The organism is Bordetella sp. BOR01, assembly GCF_019218885.1.
GTDB lineage: Bacteria > Pseudomonadota > Gammaproteobacteria > Burkholderiales > Burkholderiaceae_B > Bordetella_A.
The window spans coordinates 277,257-294,751 of sequence record NZ_JAHUWT010000004.1 but is presented as its reverse complement, the minus strand read 5'-3'; the positions used below and the strand labels follow the sequence as shown (position 1 = coordinate 294,751).

Annotated in this window: 21 protein-coding genes; 16 read left to right on the top strand and 5 right to left on the bottom strand. The window is 67.6% G+C overall.

The genetic code is table 11. The annotated features are described in order from the left end of the window. Window positions 1-4 precede the first annotated feature (4 nt). From KW845_RS23135 to KW845_RS23095, 9 genes are all read left to right on the top strand, one after another. Entirely contained in the window at window positions 5-913 is a 909-nt protein-coding gene (locus tag KW845_RS23135; protein ID WP_218371713.1) for a LysR family transcriptional regulator, read from the top strand. 115 nt (window positions 914-1,028) lie between these two features. After that, window positions 1,029-1,766, top strand: coding sequence for a TetR/AcrR family transcriptional regulator (locus KW845_RS23130; protein WP_218371712.1), 738 nt, complete (start codon window positions 1,029-1,031; stop codon window positions 1,764-1,766). Between the two features lie 4 nt (window positions 1,767-1,770). Continuing rightward, window positions 1,771-2,763 carry an HlyD family secretion protein gene (locus KW845_RS23125; protein ID WP_218371711.1) on the top strand — a complete coding sequence of 331 codons (993 nt, stop codon included), beginning with the start codon at window positions 1,771-1,773 and terminating at the stop codon, window positions 2,761-2,763. Further along, the gene (locus KW845_RS23120) at window positions 2,760-3,707 is read left to right on the top strand and encodes an ABC transporter ATP-binding protein (protein ID WP_218371710.1); all 948 of its coding nucleotides are present in this window, start codon (window positions 2,760-2,762) and stop codon (window positions 3,705-3,707) included. The genes KW845_RS23125 and KW845_RS23120 overlap by 4 nt, the downstream gene beginning before the upstream one ends. Then, on the top strand, window positions 3,704-4,849 hold the full coding sequence (locus tag KW845_RS23115; protein ID WP_218371709.1) for an ABC transporter permease: 1,146 nt from the start codon (window positions 3,704-3,706) through the stop codon (window positions 4,847-4,849). Before KW845_RS23120 ends, KW845_RS23115 begins: the two co-directional genes overlap by 4 nt. A gap of 7 nt (window positions 4,850-4,856) precedes the next feature. Next, complete coding sequence (locus tag KW845_RS23110; RefSeq protein WP_218372145.1) at window positions 4,857-6,437, top strand: efflux transporter outer membrane subunit; 1,581 nt, start codon at window positions 4,857-4,859, stop codon at window positions 6,435-6,437. After that, the gene (locus KW845_RS23105) at window positions 6,400-6,882 is read left to right on the top strand and encodes a YbaK/prolyl-tRNA synthetase associated domain-containing protein (RefSeq protein ID WP_218371708.1); all 483 of its coding nucleotides are present in this window, start codon (window positions 6,400-6,402) and stop codon (window positions 6,880-6,882) included. The genes KW845_RS23110 and KW845_RS23105 overlap by 38 nt, the downstream gene beginning before the upstream one ends. 12 nt (window positions 6,883-6,894) lie before the next feature. Then, window positions 6,895-7,665, top strand: a complete 771-nt coding sequence (locus tag KW845_RS23100; protein WP_218371707.1) for an NRDE family protein — start codon at window positions 6,895-6,897, stop codon at window positions 7,663-7,665. A gap of 169 nt (window positions 7,666-7,834) precedes the next feature. Next, complete coding sequence (locus tag KW845_RS23095) at window positions 7,835-8,272, top strand: carboxypeptidase-like regulatory domain-containing protein (RefSeq protein WP_218371706.1); 438 nt, start codon at window positions 7,835-7,837, stop codon at window positions 8,270-8,272. A gap of 22 nt (window positions 8,273-8,294) precedes the next feature. On the opposite strand, the gene KW845_RS23090 is transcribed toward KW845_RS23095, so the two are convergent. Continuing rightward, the gene (locus KW845_RS23090; RefSeq protein ID WP_218371705.1) at window positions 8,295-8,669 is read right to left on the bottom strand and encodes an MAPEG family protein; all 375 of its coding nucleotides are present in this window, start codon (window positions 8,667-8,669) and stop codon (window positions 8,295-8,297) included. 108 nt (window positions 8,670-8,777) lie between these two features. Between KW845_RS23090 and KW845_RS23085 the strand changes: the two genes are divergently transcribed. Then, on the top strand, window positions 8,778-9,641 hold the full coding sequence (locus KW845_RS23085; RefSeq protein WP_218372144.1) for a CPBP family intramembrane glutamic endopeptidase: 864 nt from the start codon (window positions 8,778-8,780) through the stop codon (window positions 9,639-9,641). Here the strand turns inward: KW845_RS23085 and KW845_RS23080 are convergent. Beyond that, complete coding sequence (locus KW845_RS23080) at window positions 9,638-10,324, bottom strand: DUF2238 domain-containing protein (protein WP_218371704.1); 687 nt, start codon at window positions 10,322-10,324, stop codon at window positions 9,638-9,640. The two genes, KW845_RS23085 and KW845_RS23080, sit on opposite strands and share 4 nt — an antisense overlap. Window positions 10,325-10,327: 3 nt before the next feature. Continuing rightward, complete coding sequence (arfB, locus tag KW845_RS23075) at window positions 10,328-10,744, bottom strand: alternative ribosome rescue aminoacyl-tRNA hydrolase ArfB (protein ID WP_218371703.1); 417 nt, start codon at window positions 10,742-10,744, stop codon at window positions 10,328-10,330. Between the two features lie 99 nt (window positions 10,745-10,843). Here arfB and queE point away from each other — a divergent pair, with 99 nt between their 5' ends. Together queE and queD are read left to right on the top strand one after the other, a co-directional pair. Further along, on the top strand, window positions 10,844-11,476 hold the full coding sequence (gene queE / locus KW845_RS23070; protein ID WP_218371702.1) for a 7-carboxy-7-deazaguanine synthase: 633 nt from the start codon (window positions 10,844-10,846) through the stop codon (window positions 11,474-11,476). Between the two features lie 28 nt (window positions 11,477-11,504). Then, complete coding sequence (gene queD, locus KW845_RS23065; RefSeq protein WP_218371701.1) at window positions 11,505-11,948, top strand: 6-carboxytetrahydropterin synthase QueD; 444 nt, start codon at window positions 11,505-11,507, stop codon at window positions 11,946-11,948. 21 nt (window positions 11,949-11,969) lie between these two features. On the opposite strand, the gene KW845_RS23060 is transcribed toward queD, so the two are convergent. Continuing rightward, window positions 11,970-13,055 (bottom strand): TRAP transporter substrate-binding protein, encoded by a 1,086-nt coding sequence (locus KW845_RS23060; protein WP_218371700.1) that lies wholly within the window; start codon window positions 13,053-13,055, stop codon window positions 11,970-11,972. An 11-nt stretch (window positions 13,056-13,066) separates the two neighbouring features. Continuing rightward, on the bottom strand, window positions 13,067-13,855 hold the full coding sequence (locus tag KW845_RS23055; RefSeq protein ID WP_218371699.1) for an aldolase: 789 nt from the start codon (window positions 13,853-13,855) through the stop codon (window positions 13,067-13,069). Between the two features lie 182 nt (window positions 13,856-14,037). On the opposite strand from KW845_RS23055, the gene KW845_RS23050 reads away from it, so the two are divergent. The 4 genes from KW845_RS23050 (at window position 14,038) to KW845_RS23035 (ending at window position 17,495) form a co-directional block, all read left to right on the top strand. Then, the gene (locus KW845_RS23050; RefSeq protein ID WP_255592874.1) at window positions 14,038-14,628 is read left to right on the top strand and encodes a helix-turn-helix domain-containing protein; all 591 of its coding nucleotides are present in this window, start codon (window positions 14,038-14,040) and stop codon (window positions 14,626-14,628) included. Window positions 14,629-14,764: 136 nt separating this feature from the next. Further along, window positions 14,765-15,241 carry a MarR family winged helix-turn-helix transcriptional regulator gene (locus KW845_RS23045; RefSeq protein ID WP_218371698.1) on the top strand — a complete coding sequence of 159 codons (477 nt, stop codon included), beginning with the start codon at window positions 14,765-14,767 and terminating at the stop codon, window positions 15,239-15,241. After that, a complete protein-coding gene (locus KW845_RS23040) occupies window positions 15,238-17,289 on the top strand; it encodes an FUSC family protein (RefSeq protein WP_218371697.1) in 2,052 nt (683 codons plus the stop codon). Before KW845_RS23045 ends, KW845_RS23040 begins: the two co-directional genes overlap by 4 nt. Next, window positions 17,286-17,495, top strand: coding sequence for a DUF1656 domain-containing protein (locus KW845_RS23035; protein WP_218371696.1), 210 nt, complete (start codon window positions 17,286-17,288; stop codon window positions 17,493-17,495). The genes KW845_RS23040 and KW845_RS23035 overlap by 4 nt, the downstream gene beginning before the upstream one ends.

Below are 17,495 nucleotides of genomic sequence, written 5' to 3'. Positions count from 1 at the left end.
GAAGATGGATAGACTAGACCAGTACAAGGTATTCGTGCAGGTTGCAGAGCGAGGCAGCTTCATCAAGGCGGCGCATGCCCTGGAACTGCCGCGCGCCTCTGTCTCGGCCGCCATACAGCAACTGGAAGCCCAGGTCGGCACCCGCCTGCTGCACCGGACCACGCGCCAGGTGCGCCTGACGGTCGATGGCGCGCAGTTGCTTGAACGCGTGCGCCAGTTGCTGGGCGAGGTGGAAGAGATCGACCTGTTGTTCCAGGCCAGCCCGCGCCAGGTGTCGGGGCAGCTCCAGATCGACGTACCCAGTCGCATCGCCCGCCGCTTGATCGCTCCGGCCCTGCCCGCCCTGCTGCGACGGCATCCGCGGCTGCGCCTGTTCGTCGGGTCAAGCGACCGTGCCATCGATCTCGTGCATGAAGGCGTTGACTGTGCGGTGCGCGTCGGCACCCTGCAAGACAGCAGCCTGGTGGTGCGAACGCTGGGCACCATCGCGTTGGTCAACTGCGCCAGCCCCGCCTATCTGCGGGATCACGGCGCCCCCGAGCGGCCTGAAGACCTCGAGGCCGGACACTGGATGGTGGGCTACGCGTCGCCTACGACTGGCCGGGAACTGCCGTGGAAATACCAGTCCGAAGACGAAGCCGAGCATGGGGTGAATGTTCCCAGCCAGGTCGTGACAAACAACGCCGAAAGCTACATCGCCTGCTGCCGGGCCGGGCTGGGGGTGATCCAGATCCCACGCTTTGACGTGCAGCACCTGCTGGACGCAGGAGAACTCATGGAGATCATGCCGGCATACCGCGCGGCCTCTATGCCGGTGTCGCTGCTTTACCCGCACCGGCGCCAACGCTCGCGGCGGCTGGCGGTTTTCCTGGACTGGTTCGAAGAACTGATGCAGGGCCATCTGGAGGCATGACGTCCGGCCGGCCGCGCCGCCGTGCCGATCACAAGCAGGCCGGATGCGTCCTCAGGTTCCCATGGCTCGGAATCGGACACTTTTAATTAATTAAATAATTAATTAAACTGCCGGCATGATCAAGCCCACGCAGCCGCCGGCCCGCAGGCTCGGCCGTCCCGCCCGCCCCCAGCGCGCCGATAGCCGCGACGCCATGCTGGACGTCGCCACCGCGCTGTTCGCGTCCCAGGGGGTGGCAGCCACCACCATCGCCCACATCGCGCGGCGCACCGAAGTCACGCCGGCGATGGTGCACTACTACTTCAAGAACCGCGAGCAGCTCATCGATGTGGTGGTGACCGAACGCCTTGCGCCTGTCATCGCCTTTGTATGGGCGCCCGCCGCCTTGCCGCGGGCCGATGCGTCCAGCGCAACACCGCCCGACCCGCGCACCGTGGTGGCACAGGTCGTGACGCGCATCGTGCAATGTGCCGCCGAACGTCCCTGGCTGGCACCGCTGTGGATGCGCGAAGTCGTCAACGAAGGTGGCCAGTTGCGCGAGAAAGTCTTCCGCTACCTGCCGGTGGACCACTTGCACGCATTCGCTGCAATGATCGCCACAGGCCAGCGCAGCGGCACCGTCAACCCCGGCATCGAGCCACGGCTGGTGTTCCTGTCCATTCTGGGCATGACGCTGCTGCCCATGGCCACTTCGGCCCTGTGGCGGCGCATCTGGGCCGAGGGTGCCACGGCACTGGATACCGATGCGATCGCCGCGCATGCGGTCGCCATGCTTAGCGGCGGGCTGTTCCCGCCTGCCTCGAGTCGCCGGCGCCCCGCCGCGCGCCGCACCCCCCAACGGCCAGGACCCTGACGCCATGCCCGTCCGCTCTCGCTTGCCCGCCCCTTCCGTCTTTCCCGCCTTGCGCCGCCTTGCGGCAGTGGCCTGCCTGCCGCTGTGGCTGGCCGCCTGCGGCAACGATGCCACGCCTTTCTACCAAGGCTACGTCGAAGGCGAATTCGTCTACATGGCGGCCTCGCAGCCCGGGCGCCTGCAAGCCTTGCATGTGGCGCGCGGGCAGCAGGTGCAAGCCGGCACCCCCTTGTTCGCCCTGGAAGCCGAACCCGAGGCCGATGCGCAGCGCGAGGCCCATGCCCAGCTGTTGGCGGCGCAGGCGCAGCGCCAAGACCTGGATACCGGCCAGCGGCCGCCCGAAATCAGCGTGGTGCGCGCGCAATTGGTGCAGGCCGAAGCCGAGGCCGGCCGCGCCGCCGCGCAACTGGCGCGCGACCGCGTGCAGTTCCAGGCCGGCGGCATCGCTCGCGCCCAGCTCGACGATAGCCGCGCGCAGGCACAATCCAGCTCGGCCCGGGTACGCGAGTTGCGCGCCCAGCTGGAAGTGGCCGCCCTGCCCGGCCGCGACCAGCAACTGCGCGCCCAGGACGCGCAGGTCGAGGCCGCGCGCGCCGCGCTGGCACAGGCCGACTGGGCCCTGGCGCAGAAGCAGGTGGCGTCGGTCCAGGCGGCGCGGGTCTTCGACACCCTGTTCCGTCCGGGCGAATGGGTACCGGCGGGCAGCCCGGTCGTGCGCATGCTGCCGCCCGGCAACATCAAGCTGCGCTTTTTCGTGCCCGAGACCACGCTGGGGGCGCTGCATGTGGGCGACCGCATCCTGGTGCGCTGCGACGCCTGCGGCGAGCCGCTGCCAGCCTCGGTCAGCTACCTGTCCACCGAAGCCGAATACACGCCACCCGTGATCTACAGCCGCGACAGCCGCGGCAAGCTGGTCTACATGGTCGAGGCCCACCCCGCCGCGCAAGATGCGGTGCGCCTGCATCCCGGCCAGCCCGTCGAGGTCACGCTGCCATGAACCCGCCCGCATCCAACGACTGGGCGATCGACGTGCGCGGCCTGAACAAGCATTTCGGCGACAAGCACGTGGTCAACGATGTATCGCTGCAAGTGCGGCGCGGCGAAATCTACGGTTTTCTGGGCCCCAACGGCAGCGGCAAGACCACCTGCATACGGCTGATGTGCGGCCTGCTGACGCCCGACTCGGGCAGCGGCACCTGCCTGGGCTACGACATCCTGACGCAAAGCGCCGACATCAAGCGCCACGTCGGCTACATGACGCAGAAATTCTCGTACTGGGAAGACCTGACCATCCGCGAGAACCTCGATTTCGTCGCGCGCATGTATGAAATGCCCGACCGCCGCCAGGCCGTGGAACAGGCACTGGAAGGCCTGGGCCTGCAAAGCCGCGCCGACCAGCTTACCGGCGCGCTGTCAGGCGGCTGGAAACAGCGCCTGGCCCTGGCCGCCTGCCTGCTGCACGAACCACAGTTGCTGCTGCTGGACGAGCCCACCGCCGGGGTCGACCCCACTGCGCGACGCGACTTCTGGGAAGAACTGCATGCCCTGGCGGCGCGCGGCATTTCGGTGCTGGTCAGCACCCACTACATGGACGAGGCCGAGCGCTGCCACAAACTGGCCTACCTGGCCTATGGCCGGTTGCTGACGCAAGGCACCGCCGAAAGCGTCACGGCCGAACAGGGCCTGGCCACCTGGGCCATTCATGGCCGCGATCTGGTGCCGCTGGGGCAGCGCCTGCGCGGCAGTCCCGGGGTGGACCAGACGGTGGCCTTCGGATCCTCGCTGCATGTCAGCGGCAAAGACCACGCGCTGCTCGAGCGCACGCTGCGCCAGGCGGTGCAAGGCAACGACCTGCGCATCGAACCGGTCGACACCAGCCTGGAAGACGTCTTCATCTATTTGATGAACCGTTCTGCCGACAACTACGGGAGCCGGGCATGAACGCCGCCGAACGCCGGTTCTCATGGACACGCTGGTGGAGCATGGTGCGCAAGGAATTCCTGCAATTGCGGCGCGACCGCATCACCTTCGGCATGATCGTCGGCATCCCCATCATGCAGCTGGCCCTGTTCGGCTACGCGATCAATACCGACCCCAAGCAGATGCCGACCGCGGTCATCGCGTCGGACCACAGCGAATTCACACGTACTTTCATGGCCGCCATGAAAGCATCGGACTACTTCAACATCGTCGAGGAACTGCCCAGCGAAGAGGCCGGGCGCGCAGCGCTGGCGCAAGGCCGCGTGCTGTTCGTGCTGACCATTCCCCCCGATTTCACCCGCCGCCTGCTGCGCGGCGAACGTCCCGCGCTGTTGATCGAGGCCGATGCCACCGACCCCATGGCCACCGGCATGGCGATCGGTGCGGCCACGCAGCTCAGCCAGGCTGTCGCGCGCCGCGACCTGACCGGCCCGCTGGCCCAGCTGGCGGGCGGGCAGCCGCCTTTCGAGGTGCGCGTGCATCGGCTGTACAACGAAGAGCAGATCGCCCAGTACAACACCGTGCCGGGGCTGATGGGCGTGATCTTGAGCATGACGCTGGTCATGATGACGGGGCTGGCGATGACGCGCGAACGCGAGCGCGGCACCATGGAGAACCTGCTGGCCACGCCCGTGCGCCCGCTGGAAGTCATGACCGGCAAGATCGTGCCGTACATCGCCATTGGCCTGCTGCAGGCCACCATCATCCTGCTGGCGGCGCGCTATGTGTTCCATGTGCCCTTCATGGGCAGCCTGCTGGCCGTGTACCTGGCGGCGCTGCTGTTCGTCGCGGCCAATCTCACGGTGGGCATCACGCTGTCGTCCTTGGCCCAGAACCAATTGCAGGCCATGCAGCTCACCATGTTCTATTTCCTGCCCAATATCCTGTTGTCGGGCTTCATGTTCCCCTTCAAGGGCATGCCGATATGGGCGCAGTACCTGGGCAACCTTCTGCCGCTGACCTACTTCAACCGGCTCATCCGCGGCATTCTGCTCAAGGGCAACGGCTGGGCCGACCTGTGGCCCAACGTATGGCCGCTGCTGCTGTTCACTGTCCTGATCATGGGACTGGCCGTGAAGTTCTATCGCCGCACGCTGGATTGAAGCCATGATGCCAACCGCTGTTTCCCTGCCACGTTTTTCCGCCGCGCAGGCCGCGCTGCCGGCACTGGCCCTGCTGCCGGCACTGGCCCTGCTGCTGGCCGTGGGCGGCTGCGCCGTGGGCCCCGATTTCGAACGCCCCGCCGCGCCCGGCACCGACCGCTATACCGCCACGGCCGCGCCGCCCGCCACCACTGGCAATGCGCAGGTGCCCGCGCAGCGCCTGCATGCAGGCATGGACATTCCCGCTCAGTGGTGGACGCTGTTCCGCTCGCCCGAGCTCGACCAACTGGTGCGCGAGGCCCTGGCGCACAGCCCCACACTGGAACAGGCCCGGGCGCGCCTGCGCCAGGCGCAGGAAGAACTCAGCGCCGAAACCGGCACGCGCACCCTGCCCTCGGTCGACGCCAACCTGTCGGCGGCGCGCCAGAAAGTGGATCCGTCGGCGTACGGCGTACCTGTCACCGAACTGCCGCCGCCCTTCACGCTGTACAACGCATCGATAGACGTGTCGTACACGCTGGACCTCTTTGGCGCCGAACAGCGCGCGCTGGAAGGCCTGCGGGCCCAGGTCGACCACCAGCAGCATGAACTGCAGGCCGCCCGCATGATGCTGGCAGCCAATGTGGTCACGGCCGCCATCCGGCAGGCCGGGCTGCAGGCCCGCCTGGATGCCACGCAGGCGCAACTGGATGCGCAGGCCCGTCAATTGGCCATCATGCGCCAGCGCCATCGGGCCGGCGGCGTGGCGGCGCTGGACCTGCACAAGCAGGAATCGCTGCTGGCGCAGACACGCGCCGGGCTGCCCGCGCTGCAACAGGACATCGATCGCACCCGGCACCAGCTGGCGGCCTACCTGGGCCGCCTGCCCGCCCAGGCCGACTTGCCGGCGCCGGCGCTGGACACGCTGGAACTGCCCCTGGACGTGCCGCTTGGCGTACCGTCGCAATTGACGCGCCAGCGGCCTGATATCCTGGCCGCCGAAGCACTGTGGCACCGCGCCGCGGCCGACGTCGGCGTGGCTACCGCCAACCTTTACCCGCGCTTCACGCTGACCGGCAGCTTCGGTTCGCAGCGTACCCGGGCCGGCGACGTGGCCGATGGGGTCAATGTCTGGAACCTGGCCCTGGGCTTGACCCAGCCGTTGTTTCACGGCGGCGAACTGCGTGCGCGCCAACGCGCCGCCGAGGCAGCCTACCAAGGCGCTGCCGCGGCCTATCGCGATACGGTGCTGCAAGGCTTCCAGCAGGTCGCCGACGCGCTGCGCGCCGTGCAAGCCGATGCCGACGCCCTGCAGGCCAGGGCCGAGGCCGAACAACAGGCCCTGGCCGCCTATGACATCACGGCCCGGCAATACCAGGCCGGCGGCGTCAGCCAACTGGCGCTGCTCGATGCGCAGCGCGAGCAACTGCGTACCCGCGCGGACCGCATCCAGGCCCAGGCGGACCGCTACGCCGACACGGCCGCCTTGCTGCAGGCGCTGGGCGGCGGCTGGTGGAATGAGCCGGAAAGCGTATCATCCCTGCATTCGCCGCCCAGCCTACCCGCCTGCCATGGATGTCTTCCTGCAACTGCAAGCCCTGCTGACTGAACATCAAGTGCCCTACCGCCTGCTGCGGCACGAGCCCGCCGGCAAATCCGAGACAGTCGCCGCCATTCGCGGCACCGCCGTCAGCCAGGGCGCGAAGGCGCTGGTGTGCCGGGTAAAGATCACGTCCAACCAGCGCCTGCATGTGCTGGCCGTGTTCCCGGCCGACAAGCAGGCCAACCTGGCCGCCATCGCATTGGCCGCCGGCGGCAAGAAAGCCTCGCTGGCCTCGCACGAGCAGGCGCGCGAACTGACCGGTTGCGAAATCGGCGCCATTCCCCCGTTTTCGTTCAACCAGGACCTGGCGCTGCTGGTCGACCCCAGCTTGCGCGACCGGCACGACGAAATCGTCTTCAACGCAGGCCGGCTCGATGCCTCGATCGTGATGCGCACCGACGACTACTTCCGCCTGGCCCAACCCCGGCAAGCTTCTTTCGTAAACGCCTGAACGGACCCTGCCATGTGTCTTGCCGTGCTGGCCTTGCATAGCGTTGCCGATCTTCCGGTATTGATCGCCGCCAACCGCGACGAATTCCATGCGCGCCCCACCCAGCCTGCCACGGCCTGGCCCGGCCGGCCCGCCATCTACGCCGGCCGCGACCTGCGCGCCGGCGGCACCTGGATGGGCGTGGACGAACGAGGCCGCTACGCGGTCGTCACGAACTTCCGCGACCCCCTGCACATCCTGGCCGACGCGCCCTCGCGCGGCGCGCTGGTCGAGGACTACCTGCGCGGCAATGCCTCGCCCGCCGATTATGCGGCGGCGGTGTATCAGCGCGGTGCGTGCTACAACGGCTTCAACCTGATCGTGGGCGATACGGCCACGGCCTGGTACGCCGGCAACCGCGACGGTGGCCCGCGCGCACTGCCGCCGGGCATCTATGCCGTGTCCAATCATTTGCTCGACACGCCCTGGCCCAAGCTGGCGCGCACCAAGGCGGCCTTCCGGCAAGTCTTGCGCAGCGCGCCGCAGCCCGACCTGCCAGCGCTGTACGCCACCCTGTTCGACCGCACGCCGGCCGACGACGCCAGCCTGCCCGACACCGGCATCGGGCTGGCACGCGAACGGCTGCTCAGCAGCCCGTTCATCGTCAGCCCCGACTACGGTACGCGCGGCTCGACCATACTGGCCCTGCACGCCGACGGGCGCGGCGAGCTGCACGAGCGCCGCTACGGCCCGAACGGCGTCCCCACCGGCGATAGCGACCTGGCGTTTCAATGGCGCGCCTGACTTAGGGTTGGCCTGTTCAGGCCGGTGTGAGTTTCCCTTCCAATATTTACCCTGTGAAACACCCTTCGAACTTCACTCAAGCACAATGATCTGAAGTATTTGCCCCGGGGCTGCCCGGGCACCGCCGGGCCCGACCGCGGCCAAGCGCCGGGCTTGCAGGAGAACATCCATGAACAAACGCAATGAACGATCACGCATGGCCGCCATGCTGGTGGCCGGTTGCCTGGCCCTGGCTGCGGGCACGGTCGCCGCGCAACCGGCCGCCGCCTTGCCTGCGGTGCAGCAACAAGGCCAGGTGCAATATCTGATGGGCGGTTTCGGCCATGACGAATCCGAAGCCATCAAGGCCGCCAGCAGTAGCTACCCGCTGGCATTGACCTTCGCCGCCACGCAAGGCGGCGCCTATCTGGCCGACGTGCAGGTCGCCATCACCGACGCACAAGGCAAGGCGGTGCTCAGCACCACGGCCGACGGCCCTTATCTGCTGGTGAAGCTGCCGCCGGGCAATTACAAGATATCGGCTCGCTTCAAAGACAAGGAACAAACCCGCCAGGTGACAGTATCCGGGCAAGGCACCGTGCGCCAGACCTTCAACTGGGACGCCTGAGCGCCGCGTTGCGCCCCCCGGCTCAGGCGCTGGCGAACAGCATGGCGATATTCACCGCTACCGCCGCCGCCCACACCAGGGAACGCAGCGTCCCCAGGCCGGCCAGGTACAGGCCGACATAGGCCACGCGCAGCACCAGCCACGCGCCGGCCAGGCCGACCAGGTATGACGTGTCGGCACCGTTGTGCAGCGCCAGCAGCAGCGCGGCAAAGAAAAACGGCAAGGCCTCGAACGTATTGGCCTGTGCCGCGTTGGCACGCGCGCGCCATCCCTGCTGGCCGGCCAGCCAGACGCGCGGCTCGTTGTTGTCGAATGCGCGGCCGCCGGCCTTGGCGATCAAGGCAGTCAGGGCAGGCAGCAGCGCCGCCACCAGCATCAGGCAAGTCAGGGTCGTCATGGTCGCCTCGGGTTCCAGGGGGCTATTGCATCCGACTGTAAACCAGCCGGTCGCGGCGTGGTCGGTTTGGCGGTACGCTTGCCGGTCCGCCGTCGTATTGCCGCCACCATGCCGCTGCCCTTGCCCGCCCTGTTTCCATGGATTTCCCTATGTGTTGCCGCGGCCATGGTGTGGCCGGCCGCCACCCGGACTTACGCCCTGCTGCCGCTGGCCGTGGGCTATGCCTGGGCCCTGGGCCAGGGCGCGCTGGAACCCGTGGCGCTACTGTGGCTGGCGCTGCTGTGGGCGGCCGGGCTGGCCGTGCGCGCATCGGGGCCTGCGTGGCGTATGGGGGCGGGCCATGCCCTGTTCATCGTGCTGGCTGCCGGCCTGAGCCTGCACCTGCTGCCCGGCTTTCATAACGTGCAGGCGATCGCGGGCGCGCGCTACACGGCCGACGCCGTGCCCTTCAATATGTACCTGAACCTGGACAAGCCGCTGGTGGCGTTCTGGGTCTTGCTGGCGCTGGCGCCGCCCATGGCCGCCGCCGATGCCGCCACCACGTTGCGCAGCGCGCTGCTTGCCTGCGCGGCCGCCGCCGCCGTCTGCCTGGGGGTGGCGCTGGCAGCCGGCCTGGTGGGCTGGGCCCCCAAGTGGCCGGCCCAGGGCTGGCTATGGCTGGCCAACAATGCCTTGCTGGTCACCCTGGCCGAAGAAGCGCTATTCCGTGGCTATATCCAGCAGCAATTGGCGGCGCGCTGGGGCCATCGGCACGGCGGCGCGGCCCTGGCCATCGCGGTAGCCGCCGCACTGTTCGGGCTGGCCCACCTCGGCGCCGGGCCGCAATGGGTGGTACTGGCGGGCCTGGCCGGCGTGGCCTATGGGGTGGCCTACCGGTATGGGGGCCTGGCGGCTGCGGTGCTGGCCCACCTGGGCCTGAATACGCTGCATTTCGCCGCATTCACCTATCCGCTGCGTGCCCTGCCGGGCTAGGGGCCTGCACCGGCCCCAGGCTTGAGGCTGTCGGCCCATTCGCGCGCCAGGTCGCGCCGCGTGCCCCGGTTGGCCAGCGCCGTGACCAGCATGGCGATGCAGGCGCCGGTGGCGGCCAGCGCCATGTCTTTCTGCGCATCCCAGATATCGCCCTGCATGCCCAGGTAGGCGGCCCCCAGCTCGCCGCCGAACCAGGCCGCGGCGCCCCATTCGATCAGTTCGTACAGGGCCGAGGTGGACAAGGCCACGTCCAGCGGCAACAGATAGCCCCAGAAACCGCGCACTTCGACCACGCGCAGGAAGATCTCGCGGATCGGATAGGCAAACAACAGTCCGTACGAAAAATGCACCAGCCGGTCGAAGTGGTTGCGATCCCAGCCCATGGCCTGGTTCAGGCTATGGCCGGTCAGGGCGCGCCACCAATCGTCATAGGGTACGTTCGAATAGGTGTAGTGGGCGCCCACGGCATGCAGGCACAAGAACAGGAATATCAGCGTGTATGACACCCGCGAAAACACGAACCAGCGCCGCGTCACCACCAGCACCGCGCCGAACATCAGCACCAGTGCATTCTCGAGCAGCCAGTCGGAACGGTCGGCGGGCCGGATCGCCAATGCCACCCACAAGACCGCATAGATAGCGGCCAGCACTCCCAGGTAAGCATGGCGGGCAGAACGGATCATGGATCAGTCGTCGGTGATCCTGCCGCGCAGGCGCTTGACTTCGCCATGCAGCACTTTGCGCTGCACACGGCGGCGCTGCGAAGCCCGGGTCGGGCGCGTGGGCCGGCGCGGCTTGGGCGGCTGCGCCACGGCCCGCACCATCTCGGCCAGGCGCTCGAGCGCCTCGCTGCGATTCTTGTCCTGGCTGCGAAACGCCTGCGACTTGATGACAATGACGCCATCCTTGGACACGCGGCGGTCGGGCAGCGCGCACAGCGCATCCTTGATGTGCGCGGGCAGGCTGGAAGCGCGCACATCGAAGCGCAGGTGGACGGCGCTGGATACCTTGTTGACGTTCTGCCCCCCCGCGCCCTGGGCGCGGATCATGCCGAAGTCGATATCGCGCTCGTCCAGATACAGGTCATCCTGGACGTGATACATAGGCGGCAAGTCTACGCCAGTCGGCCCGCGGCCGCGACCACCGCGCCATGCCGGTAAAATGGCAGTTTGGACAGGGCCGGCACAAGCCGTAGCCATTGCATGACTTATTCCGCCAAAGAAATTTTCAAGACGCTGCAGGGCGAAGGCGCCCAGGCCGGCCGCGCGGCCGTGTTCTGCCGGTTTGCCGGCTGCAACCTGTGGTCCGGCCGCGAAGCCGACCGCGCGGGCGCGGCCTGCACGTTCTGCGATACCGACTTCATCGGCACCGACGGCCCGGGGGGCGGAAAGTTCGCCACCGCGGCGCGGCTGGCCGACGCCATTGCCGCGGCCTGGGGGCCCGGCACGCAAGACCGCTACGTCGTCTTCACCGGCGGCGAGCCGCTGCTGCAGCTCGATGCCGCGCTGCTGCAGGCCGTGCATGCCCACGGCTTTACCGTTGCCATCGAAACCAACGGTACGCTGCCCCCGCCACCCGGCATCGACTGGATCTGCGTCAGCCCCAAGGGCAGCGCCCGCGTGGTCGTCGAGCGCGGCCACGAACTCAAGCTGGTCTACCCGCAGGTCGAAGCACGGCCCGAGGCCTACGCCCACCTGGACTTCCAGCATTTCTTCCTGCAGCCCATGGATGGCCCGGCGCGCGCCGCCAATACCGAACGGGCCGTGCAATACTGCCTGCAGCACCCGCAATGGCGGCTTAGCCTGCAAACCCACAAATACATAGGCATTCCATGAGTCACCCCCGCATCTTGCGGAGCCCCGCATGATCTCGGTTACCCGCAAGCTGGAATTCGATGCCGGCCATCGCATTCCCGATCACCGCAGCCAATGCCGCAACCTGCACGGCCATCGCTATGTCCTTGAAGTGACACTGGCGGGCGACATCGTCGATGCGCCCGGCCAGTCCGATAACGGCATGCTGATGGACTTCTCGGAAATCAAGGCGATCGCCAAGCGCCATATCGTCGACCCCTGGGACCACGCCTTCCTGGTCTATCGCGACGATACTGCGGTGCGGGGCTTCCTGGATACCTTGCCCGGCCACAAGACCGTGGTGCTCGACTGCATTCCCACGGCCGAGAACCTGGCCCGCGCCATCTTCGCCACCCTGGCGCCGCACTACCATGGCCACTACGGCGCCCAGTTGCGGTTGGCGCGCGTGCGCCTGTACGAAACCCCCAATTGCTGGGCCGACTGCAACGGCTAGCCTCGGCGCTGCGCCGGGGGCCTACAGGCCTTTTTCGCGGGTGGCCATCAAGTAGTTTTCGGCCGCGCCATCGTTGACGCTGGCCCACAGCAACTGGTCGTTGCGAAATGCCTTCCACGACACGAGCACCTTGGCAAAGGACGGATTCTTGGCGGCATAGTCGTCCAGCACTTCGCGGGTGGCGCGCTGCATGGCGTGCATCACTTCGGGCGGCCAGGCTTTCAGCTTGACGCCCTGCCCCACCAGGCGCTTGAGCGCCGGGATGTTGTTGGCGTCGTACTTGGCGAGCAGGTCGTCCGCCGCGGTGGCGCTGGCGGCACGCAGGGCCTCTTGGTAGCGCGGCGGCAGCTTGGCCCAACTGTCGCGGTTGATCGCCAGGCACAGGCTGGCGCCCAGTTCCAGTACGCCCGGCCCGTAGTAATAGCTGGCCACCTTGGCGAACCCCAGTTTCTCGTCGTCGTAGGGGCCCACGAATTCCACCGCGTCCAGCGAGCCTTTTTCCAGGGCTGGATAAATATCGCTGCCCGCTATCTGCTGCGGAATGGCGCCCAGCTTTTCGTACACCATGCTGAGCAGGCCGGGCGTGCGGATGCGCAGGCCTTTCAGATCGTCGGGCGTATTGATTTCCTTGCGGAACCAGCCGCCCATCTGCGCGCCGGTGTTGCCGCAAGGAATTGCCAGCGCATTGAAGCCGGCATACAGCTCATCGATCAGCGCCGCCCCGCCGCCGTGCAGCAGCCAGGCCGTATGCTGGCGCGGGGTCAGCCCGAACGGCACGCCGGTATCGAAGACCAGCGCCGGTTCTTTACCCAGGTAGTAGAAGCCGGCAGTGTGGCCGCATTCGGTGGTGCCGTTCTGTACCGCATCCAGCACCTGCAGGGGCGGCACCAGTTCGCCGGCCGAAAACGGCCGGATATTGAATTTGCCATCTGTCAGCGCGGCCACGCGCGCGCACAGGAATTCGGCCGCGCCCCAGACTGTGTCCAGCGAACGCGGAAAACTGCTGGGCATGCGCCAGCTGATGGCGGGAGCCTCTTGCGCCACGGCGGGCGCGGCCAGCGCGGCGCCGCCGGCGCCGGCCAGGGTCAGGAATCGACGACGTTGCATGGCACGGCTCCTTAATCGATGCAATCGGGCGCTTCGCGCAAAGCGCGACGGGCAAAATAGGCAAAGGTCAGCGCCAGTATCTTCGGCTTGACCAGGAAGTCGTGCGATTCGCGCGCCAGTTCGGCCGGCACCGGCTTGACCGGCCCGATGGCGCGGGCGCGCAGTTGCAGGGCCGCCACTTGCTCCAGCCAGATCGCCATGACCGTGGCTTCTTCGATGGATTTGCCGGCGGTCAGCATGCCGTGATTGGCCAGCAGGATGGCGCGCTTGTCGCCCAGCGCAGCCGAGATGATCTCGCCTTCGTCGTCGCCGATGGGCAGGCCCGGCCATTCGGGCAGGTAGGCGCAATCGTCGAAAAATGGCGTGGCGTCCATGTGCGCCACCACCAGCGGCTCACCCACCATCGACAGCGCCGACACCGCCGGCGGATGCGTGTGCACGATGCATTGCACCTCGGGCCGGTGCCGGTATACCCAGGCATGGAAACGGTTGGCCGGATTGGGCAGCGACCTGCCGTCCAGCGGATTGATATCTTCGTCGATCAGGATCAGTTCGCTGGCGCGGGCCTCGTCGGCACCCATGCCGAACGGCAGGGTCAGGATCGTGCCGGGCGCCTCGCCTCGCGCGGTGATCTGGCCGGCCAGGCCGCCATGCCAATGGCCTTGCGCGGCCAGCATGCGGCAGGCCAGCGCCATTTTCTGTGCGGGGGACCAGGCCGCCTGCGGGGCCGCGCGCTCTTCGATCTCGCGATCGACGCGGCGACGCAAGGCGTCCTTGTCCTGGGAAGCGTAATTCGACATTTGATCATCCTGGTAATGGCAGCAGCAGTGCTGTCTTATAGGTTGTCTTATAGACAACTTGTTGCCCAACATACAAATAATTGCCCGATGATTCAACGGGGGGAAACCCGCAGCCAGGCGCTGCCGGGGTCGACCAAAAGTGGCATCATGCAGCCTTCGCCCGCCTCGATTGACGCCTGTCCATGCCGCCCAAACACTTGCCGCCGCCCGCCGCCGCCCCCGATGCCCAGCAGGTGGGCCTGCGGATGCGGGCCACGCGGCGGCGCCGCAAACTGACGCTGGCCCAGCTATCGGCCCAGACCGGGCTGGACAAAGGCTTCCTGTCGCGCCTGGAACGAGGCGAGAAATTTGCTTCGGTGGGCTCGCTGCATACCGTGGCGGTCGCCCTGGGCACGTCGCTGTCGGCGCTGCTGGGCGAAACCGATCCGCAAGACGAGATCCACATCGTGCGTGCCGGCGAACGCCACCGCATCGCTTCGTCGGCCACCGATCCGGGCGAACATGCCTACGAGGCCATCACCATGGGCGGCACCAATGGCGGCCTGTCGGTGATGGTGGTCCAGGTGGGCACCCATGGCGAACGCACGGTGGCCCATCATGGCGGCGACGAACTGATCTTCGTGCTGGAAGGCCGGGTGCGCGTGCATTTCGGCGAACACACCGTCCTGCTCGAGCGTGACGACAGCGTGCGCTTTCCCGGTTATCTGCCGCACAGCCTGTGCGCCGAAGGCCGCAAGACCGCCCGCGCGCTCATCATCATCGCTAATGGGTAGCCCCCCGAACGCGGCGCGCATCCGCCTCGCGGCTGGCAGGCCGCTCGGATTCGCAGGTGGCAGACACTTGGTAAATATTGCCGGCTTTGTTTTTGGATATTGATAGGATGCTAATAGATAGGATACAATCAATATCATGAACCCGCCTTCCGACTCCCGCCTCATGGCCGCCACGGCCAGCCTGATGGTCTTGTCGCGTGCCTACCGCGGCGCTGCCGATGCTGCCTTGTCTGAATACGGCCTGTCGCAGGCCACGGCATGGCCGGTGATCATTGCCGGCCGCCTGGGCGACGGCGTGCGCCAGGGTGCCCTGGCCGAAGCACTGGGGGTCGAAGGCCCTTCCCTGGTGCGGGTGCTCGACCACCTGGTCTCGGCCGGCCTGATGGAGCGCCGCGAAGATCCGAACGACCGCCGCGCCCGCACCCTGCACCTGACGCCCGACGGCCAGGCCTTGCGCGAACGGGTCGAGTGCGTGCTGGCGACCCTGCGCCGCCAATTGTTCAAAGATGTCAGCGATACCGACCTGGAGGCCTGCCTGCGGGTGTTCGACATACTCAAGACCACCTTGGGTCGGCAGTCGGCCTCGGCCACCGAAGAGGACACCCGGCCATGAAACTGCCCAATGCCGACGAACTGCTCTTCTCGGTGAAGTGTTATGTGGGCGCCATCACGGCGCTTTATCTTTCGTACACCATGGGCCTGTCGCGCCCGTTCTGGGCCATGACCACCGCCTACGTGGTGTCGCAGCCCTGGGCGGGCGCGGTGCGCTCGAAAGCCGTGTTCCGCCTGGGCGGCACCTTCTTCGGCAGCGCCGTGATGGTGTACCTGGTGCCGCGCCTGTCCAATGCGCCCGTGCTGATGATCCTGGCCATGGTGCTGTGGGTGGGCCTGTGCCTGTATATCGCGGTGCTGGACCGCACCCCGCGCTCGTACCTGTTCATGCTGGCGGGCTATACCGCCGCCATGATCGGTTTCCCCAGCGTCACCGATCCCGGCACCGTGTTCGACACCGCGCTGGCACGGGTCGAGGAAATCAGCCTGGGCATCGTATGCGCCACGCTGGCGCACAGCCTGGTGCTGCCGCGCGGCATCGCCAAGCCGTTGATGGCCCGGCTGGACGCCACGGTGCGCGATGCGCGCAACTGGATCCGCGAAACGCTGACGCAGCGCGACGACGCGCGACGCGGCAAAGAACGCCGGGTATTGGCCGAAGACATCACGCTGCTGCGCATGCTGTCGACCCACGTGCCGTTCGACACCGGCAATATCCGCTGGACGGCTGGCGCCGTGCGCGCCATGCAAGACCAGATCGCCGCCCTGACGCCGCTGGTATCGGCCGTGGACGACCGCTTGCAGGCGCTGCAGGACGGCGGGCGCGAACTGCCGGGGCCGGTGGCCGAGGCCCTGAACGATATTGCCGCCTGGATAGACGCCGGACCACAAGCCGAACGCGCCCAGGCCGCCACGCTGCGCGCCGCCCTGTCGCGGCTGGCGCCCGAGATCGGCCCCGCGGCCAGTTGGCGCGACGCCCTGCTGGCCAGCCTGGTGGTGCGCCTGCGCGAACTGGTCGACGCCTATGACCGCTGCCTGGCGCTGCGCCACGATATCCGTGCCGGGCTGGCCGGCACGCCGCGCCACGGCGCCCGTCCTGTCCGCCTGGCCGCCGGCGCGATCCTGCACCGCGACCGCGGGCTGGCTCTGCTGTCGGCCCTGGCGGCCGCCTTGGCCATATCGGTGTGCTGCGTGTTCTGGATCGGCGCCGCCTGGACCAACGGCGCCACCGCCGCCATGATGGCCGCCATCTTCAGTTGTTTCTTCGCCGCGCAAGACAACCCCGTGCCCGGCATCATGCAGTTCCTGGTCTACACGATTTATTCGATTCCGCTGTCGGCCCTGTACCTGCTGGGCATCATGCCGGCCATTCACTCGTTCGAGATGCTGGCGTTGTCGATCCTGCCGGTGGCGCTGGTGCTGGGTGCGCTCATCCCGCGGCCGGCCTATACCCTGCGGGCCATGGCGTTGCTGTTCGGCTTTCTGGGCACACTGGCGCTGCACGACACCCACACCGCCGACCTGGTGTCGTTCGTGGACACCATGGTCGCGCAGATCATCGGCGTGGCCACCGCCGCACTCATCGCGGCAATCTTCCGCACCATCAGTGCCGACCAAAGCGCGCGCCGCATCCAGGCCGCCAACTGGAAAGAACTGGCCGCGCTGGCCAGTGCCAGCCGCGCGCCCTCGCGGTCGGCCTACACGCTGCGCATGCTCGATCGCATAGGCCTGCTGCAGCCGCGCCTGGCGATGGCCAAGCGTTCCGACGACCAACTGGCCGCCGATGCGCTGAAAGACCTGCGCGTGGGCAACGACATCGCCGAATTGCAGCGCGCGCGGCGTGTGCTGCCCGCGGCCGAGAGCGCCATCCGCCCCGTGCTGGGCGGCCTGGCGGGGTTTTTCCGGCAACGCTCGGCAGCCGGCCACAACGCTACCGACTTTCCTGTCTTGCTGGCCGACATCGACCGCGCGCTGGCGCGCGTCACGGCCACGCCGGGCGCCCTGGCCGCACGCGACCGCGCCGTGGTGGCGCTGGTGGGCATCCGACGCGCCCTGTTCCCGCAAGCCCCTGACTATCAGTCCGACATATTGCCGGCGCACGCATCATGATTGGCGAATTCAATTTCTACGGCATTTATTTCCCCTGGCTGCTGGTGCTGGGGCTGGCCACGCTGGGCGTGGCCTGGGCCGTGCGGCGCCTGCTGGCGCGCGCGGGTTTCTATCGGCTGGTGTGGCATCCGGCGCTGTTCGATGCCGCGCTCTACGTCGTACTGCTGTACGGCGTCTACCTGATTTCACCTTACGTACTGAAGTAG

Bases quoted from the DNA above. Each gene is read 5' to 3' on its own strand.
- KW845_RS23130 (WP_218371712.1), top strand. From the start codon at position 1,029: ATGATCAAGCCCACGCAGCCGCCGGCCCGCAGGCTCGGCCGTCCCGCC.
- KW845_RS23095 (WP_218371706.1), top strand. From the start codon at position 7,835: ATGAACAAACGCAATGAACGATCACGCATGGCCGCCATGCTGGTGGCC.
- queE (WP_218371702.1), top strand. From the start codon at position 10,844: ATGACTTATTCCGCCAAAGAAATTTTCAAGACGCTGCAGGGCGAAGGC.
- KW845_RS23050 (WP_255592874.1), top strand. From the start codon at position 14,038: ATGCCGCCCAAACACTTGCCGCCGCCCGCCGCCGCCCCCGATGCCCAG.
- KW845_RS23100 (WP_218371707.1), top strand. From the start codon at position 6,895: ATGTGTCTTGCCGTGCTGGCCTTGCATAGCGTTGCCGATCTTCCGGTA.
- KW845_RS23090 (WP_218371705.1), bottom strand. From the start codon at position 8,669: ATGACGACCCTGACTTGCCTGATGCTGGTGGCGGCGCTGCTGCCTGCC.
- KW845_RS23080 (WP_218371704.1), bottom strand. From the start codon at position 10,324: ATGATCCGTTCTGCCCGCCATGCTTACCTGGGAGTGCTGGCCGCTATC.
- KW845_RS23085 (WP_218372144.1), top strand. From the start codon at position 8,778: ATGCCGCTGCCCTTGCCCGCCCTGTTTCCATGGATTTCCCTATGTGTT.
- queD (WP_218371701.1), top strand. From the start codon at position 11,505: ATGATCTCGGTTACCCGCAAGCTGGAATTCGATGCCGGCCATCGCATT.
- KW845_RS23125 (WP_218371711.1), top strand. From the start codon at position 1,771: ATGCCCGTCCGCTCTCGCTTGCCCGCCCCTTCCGTCTTTCCCGCCTTG.
- KW845_RS23115 (WP_218371709.1), top strand. From the start codon at position 3,704: ATGAACGCCGCCGAACGCCGGTTCTCATGGACACGCTGGTGGAGCATG.
- KW845_RS23105 (WP_218371708.1), top strand. From the start codon at position 6,400: ATGGATGTCTTCCTGCAACTGCAAGCCCTGCTGACTGAACATCAAGTG.
- KW845_RS23040 (WP_218371697.1), top strand. From the start codon at position 15,238: ATGAAACTGCCCAATGCCGACGAACTGCTCTTCTCGGTGAAGTGTTAT.
- KW845_RS23110 (WP_218372145.1), top strand. From the start codon at position 4,857: ATGCCAACCGCTGTTTCCCTGCCACGTTTTTCCGCCGCGCAGGCCGCG.
- arfB (WP_218371703.1), bottom strand. From the start codon at position 10,744: ATGTATCACGTCCAGGATGACCTGTATCTGGACGAGCGCGATATCGAC.
- KW845_RS23060 (WP_218371700.1), bottom strand. From the start codon at position 13,055: ATGCAACGTCGTCGATTCCTGACCCTGGCCGGCGCCGGCGGCGCCGCG.
- KW845_RS23035 (WP_218371696.1), top strand. From the start codon at position 17,286: ATGATTGGCGAATTCAATTTCTACGGCATTTATTTCCCCTGGCTGCTG.
- KW845_RS23045 (WP_218371698.1), top strand. From the start codon at position 14,765: ATGAACCCGCCTTCCGACTCCCGCCTCATGGCCGCCACGGCCAGCCTG.
- KW845_RS23055 (WP_218371699.1), bottom strand. From the start codon at position 13,855: ATGTCGAATTACGCTTCCCAGGACAAGGACGCCTTGCGTCGCCGCGTC.
- KW845_RS23135 (WP_218371713.1), top strand. From the start codon at position 5: ATGGATAGACTAGACCAGTACAAGGTATTCGTGCAGGTTGCAGAGCGA.
- KW845_RS23120 (WP_218371710.1), top strand. From the start codon at position 2,760: ATGAACCCGCCCGCATCCAACGACTGGGCGATCGACGTGCGCGGCCTG.